Here is a 3,695-nt window from a genome sequence, read left to right as displayed (position 1 = left end):
GCCCCACCACAATACTCAAACCTTACACCCCCGCCCCATCACAACCCCCAAACCTTACACCCCCGCCCCATCACCCCCCCAAACCTTACACCCCCCGCCCCACATAACCCTCAAGCCTTGCACTCCCCCGCCCCACTACCAGCCTCAGTCCCCTTCCCTTGCACCCCCACCGAACACAACTAAGCTTGTTGCCTCAGTGGGCTTCGCTCCGAAAGGACCGGAGCAGACGCGGCGCATGGCCTGTCGCCGCCCCAGAAAAAGCCTGACCGATCGATCAGAAAAAGGTGAAAAACGGTACACATTACAAATATTTATTTGTGTACAATCGCCCAGACCCGATCCCTGCGGGACATCGGTGAACGGGTCTGGACACGGGTCGGCGTACCAAAGTTGCGTTGCGGTAACCTTGCCGGTTATCAATACTGGCGCCGATTTTTCGACCAACAAGAACATCAAAACCGTGGAACCTTAGAATGAGCACAGCAATCAGTCCGACTGCTTATAACTATAAGGTCGTCCGCCAGTTCGCCATCATGACGGTGGTCTGGGGGATCCTTGGCATGGGCCTCGGCGTCTTCATCGCCTCGCAGCTGGTGTGGCCGCAGCTGAACCTGGACCTTCCCTGGACCAGCTTCGGCCGCCTGCGCCCGCTGCACACCAACCTGGTGATCTTCGCCTTCGGGGGCTGTGCGCTGTTCGGCACCAGCTACTACGTGGTGCAGCGCACCTGCCAGACCCGGCTGATCTCCGACAGCATGGCCGCCTTCACCTTCTGGGGTTGGCAAGCCGTGATCGTCGGTGCGCTGATCACCCTGCCGATGGGCTACACCACCACCAAGGAATACGCCGAGCTCGAGTGGCCGCTGGCGATCCTGCTGGCCATTGTCTGGGTAACCTACGGCCTGGTGTTCTTCGGCACCATCGTCAAGCGCAAGACCAAGCACATCTATGTCGGCAACTGGTTCTACGGCGCCTTCATCGTGGTGACTGCGATGTTGCACATCGTCAACCACATCTCGCTGCCGGTGAGCCTGTTCAAGTCCTACTCGGCCTACTCCGGCGCCACCGACGCGATGATCCAGTGGTGGTACGGCCACAACGCCGTGGGCTTCTTCCTCACCACCGGTTTCCTGGGGATGATGTACTACTTCGTGCCCAAGCAGGCCGAGCGACCGATCTACTCGTATCGCTTGTCGATCGTGCACTTCTGGGCACTGATCACCCTGTACATCTGGGCCGGCCCGCATCACCTGCACTACACCGCCCTGCCTGACTGGGCGCAGTCGCTGGGCATGGTAATGTCGATCATCCTGCTGGCGCCAAGCTGGGGCGGCATGATCAACGGCATGATGACCCTGTCGGGCGCCTGGCACAAACTGCGCACCGACCCGATCCTGCGCTTCCTGGTGGTGTCGCTGGCGTTCTACGGCATGTCCACCTTCGAAGGCCCGATGATGGCCATCAAAACCGTGAACTCACTGTCGCACTACACCGACTGGACCATCGGCCACGTCCACGCCGGCGCCCTCGGCTGGGTGGCAATGATTTCGATCGGCGCCGTGTACCACATGATCCCGAAACTCTACGGCCGCGAGCAGATGCACAGCATCGGCCTGATCAATGCGCACTTCTGGCTGGCCACCATCGGCACCGTGCTGTATATCGCCTCGATGTGGGTCAACGGCATCACCCAGGGCCTGATGTGGCGCGCCATCAACGATGACGGCACCCTCACCTACTCCTTCGTCGAAGCCCTGCAGGCCAGCCACCCCGGCTACATCGTCCGCGCCCTGGGCGGTGCGTTCTTCGCCAGCGGCATGCTGCTGATGGCCTACAACGTGTTCCGTACCGTACGTGCCGCCAACCCGGCACAGGCTGAAGAGGCCGCCAAGATCGTCGTTGTGGGAGCGCACTGATGAAGCATGAAGCCGTCGAGAAGAACATAGGCCTGCTGGCCTTCTTCATGGTCATCGCCGTGAGCGTCGGTGGCCTGACCCAGATCGTCCCGCTGTTTTTCCAGGACGTCACCAACAAGCCGGTCGAGGGCATGAAGCCGCGCACCGCGCTGGAGCTGGAAGGCCGTGATATCTACATCCGCGAAGGCTGCGTGGGCTGCCACTCGCAGATGATCCGCCCGTTCCGTGCCGAAACCGAGCGTTACGGCCATTACTCGGTAGCCGGCGAGAGCGTGTGGGACCATCCGTTCCTGTGGGGCTCCAAGCGTACCGGGCCGGACCTGGCCCGCGTCGGTGGCCGCTACTCCGACGACTGGCACCGTGCGCACCTGTACAACCCGCGCAACGTGGTACCGGAATCGAAGATGCCTTCCTACCCGTGGCTGGTCGAGAACAAGCTCGACGGCAAAGACACCGCGAAGAAGATGGAAGTGCTGCGCACACTCGGCACCCCGTACACCGACGCCGACATTGCCGGCGCACGTGACGCGGTCAAGGGCAAGACCGAAATGGACGCCATCGTCGCGTACCTGCAGGGTCTTGGCACCATCATCAAGAGCAAACGGTGACGCTGATGGATATCGGGATGATTCGCGGCCTGGGCACCGTCGTGGTGATGGTGGCCTTCGTGGGCCTGGCACTGTGGGTATTCAACCCACGGCGTAAAAAGGACTTCGACGAAGCGACCCAACTGCCCTTCGCGGATGACCCCGAGGCCACTCGGCACGTCGAGCAAGCAAAAGCTTCTGGGAGCAAACAACAATGACAACCTTCTGGAGTCTGTACGTTACCGTCCTGACCCTGGGCACCATCTTCTCGTTGACCTGGCTGCTGCTGTCGACCCGCAAGGGCCAGCGCGAAGAGGTTACCGACGAAACCGTCGGGCATGCCTTCGATGGCATCGAGGAATACGACAACCCGCTGCCGCAATGGTGGTTCTGGCTGTTCGTCGGCACCATCATCTTCGCCCTCGGCTATCTGGTGCTGTACCCGGGCCTGGGCAACTGGAAAGGCGTCCTGCCGGGCTATTCATACCTGGATAACGACAAGCGGACCGAGTTTTCCAACGGCCAGCCGGGCTGGACCGGCGTGCACGAGTGGGAAAAGGAAATGGCCAAGGCCGACGCCCGCTTCGGGCCGATTTTCGCCAAGTTCGCAGCCATGCCCATCGAGGAGGTGGCCAAGGACCCACAGGCATTGAAAATGGGCGCGCGGCTGTTCGCCTCCAACTGCTCGGTGTGCCACGGTTCCGACGCCAAGGGCGCTTTTGGCTTCCCCAACCTCACCGACAATGACTGGCGCTGGGGTGGCGAGCCGGAAACCATCAAGACCAGCATCATGGGTGGTCGCCATGGCGTGATGCCGGCCTGGGCCGAAGTGATTGGTGACCAGGGCGTGGCCGATGTGGCTGCATTCGTGGTCAGCAAACTCGATGGCCGCACACTGCCTGAGGGCGCGAAAGCCGATGTCGAGAACGGGCAGAAGATCTTTGCTGCCAACTGCGTGGCCTGCCACGGGCCGGAAGGCAAAGGTACGCCCGCCATGGGTGCACCGAACCTGACCCACCCGCAGGCGTTCATCTACGGTTCGAGCTTTGCCCAGTTGCAGCAGACCATTCGTTATGGTCGCCAGGGGCAGATGCCGGCCCAGGAACAGCTGCAGGGCAACGACAAGGTGCACTTGCTGGCGGCTTATGTTTACAGCCTGTCGCACCAGGCTGAACCGGCCAAGGCTGAGTAA

General features: G+C 61.5%; 4 protein-coding genes. All 4 read left to right on the top strand.

What is annotated here, in order from left to right; all coding sequences use genetic code 11:
- Positions 1–473: 473 nt before the first annotated feature.
- From ccoN to ccoP, 4 genes are read left to right on the top strand one after another with little or no spacing between them, the layout of a single operon-like run.
- Entirely contained in the window at positions 474–1,916 is a 1,443-nt protein-coding gene (ccoN, locus tag ACF8EF_RS24710) for a cytochrome-c oxidase, cbb3-type subunit I (protein WP_003254284.1), read from the top strand.
- On the top strand, positions 1,916–2,524 hold the full coding sequence (gene ccoO, locus ACF8EF_RS24705) for a cytochrome-c oxidase, cbb3-type subunit II (protein WP_003254286.1): 609 nt from the start codon (positions 1,916–1,918) through the stop codon (positions 2,522–2,524). The genes ccoN and ccoO overlap by 1 nt, the downstream gene beginning before the upstream one ends.
- Before the next feature lie 5 nt (positions 2,525–2,529).
- Positions 2,530–2,721, top strand: a complete 192-nt coding sequence (locus ACF8EF_RS24700) for a CcoQ/FixQ family Cbb3-type cytochrome c oxidase assembly chaperone (protein WP_003254287.1) — start codon at positions 2,530–2,532, stop codon at positions 2,719–2,721.
- Positions 2,718–3,695 (top strand): cytochrome-c oxidase, cbb3-type subunit III, encoded by a 978-nt coding sequence (gene ccoP / locus ACF8EF_RS24695; protein WP_176685181.1) that lies wholly within the window; start codon positions 2,718–2,720, stop codon positions 3,693–3,695. The genes ACF8EF_RS24700 and ccoP overlap by 4 nt, the downstream gene beginning before the upstream one ends.

The sequence above is a fragment of the Pseudomonas sp. zjy_15 genome (assembly GCF_043101865.1).
In the GTDB taxonomy this organism is placed as follows: Bacteria; Pseudomonadota; Gammaproteobacteria; order Pseudomonadales; family Pseudomonadaceae; genus Aquipseudomonas; species Aquipseudomonas putida_Y.
This window is presented reverse-complemented; position numbering and strand designations above follow the sequence as displayed.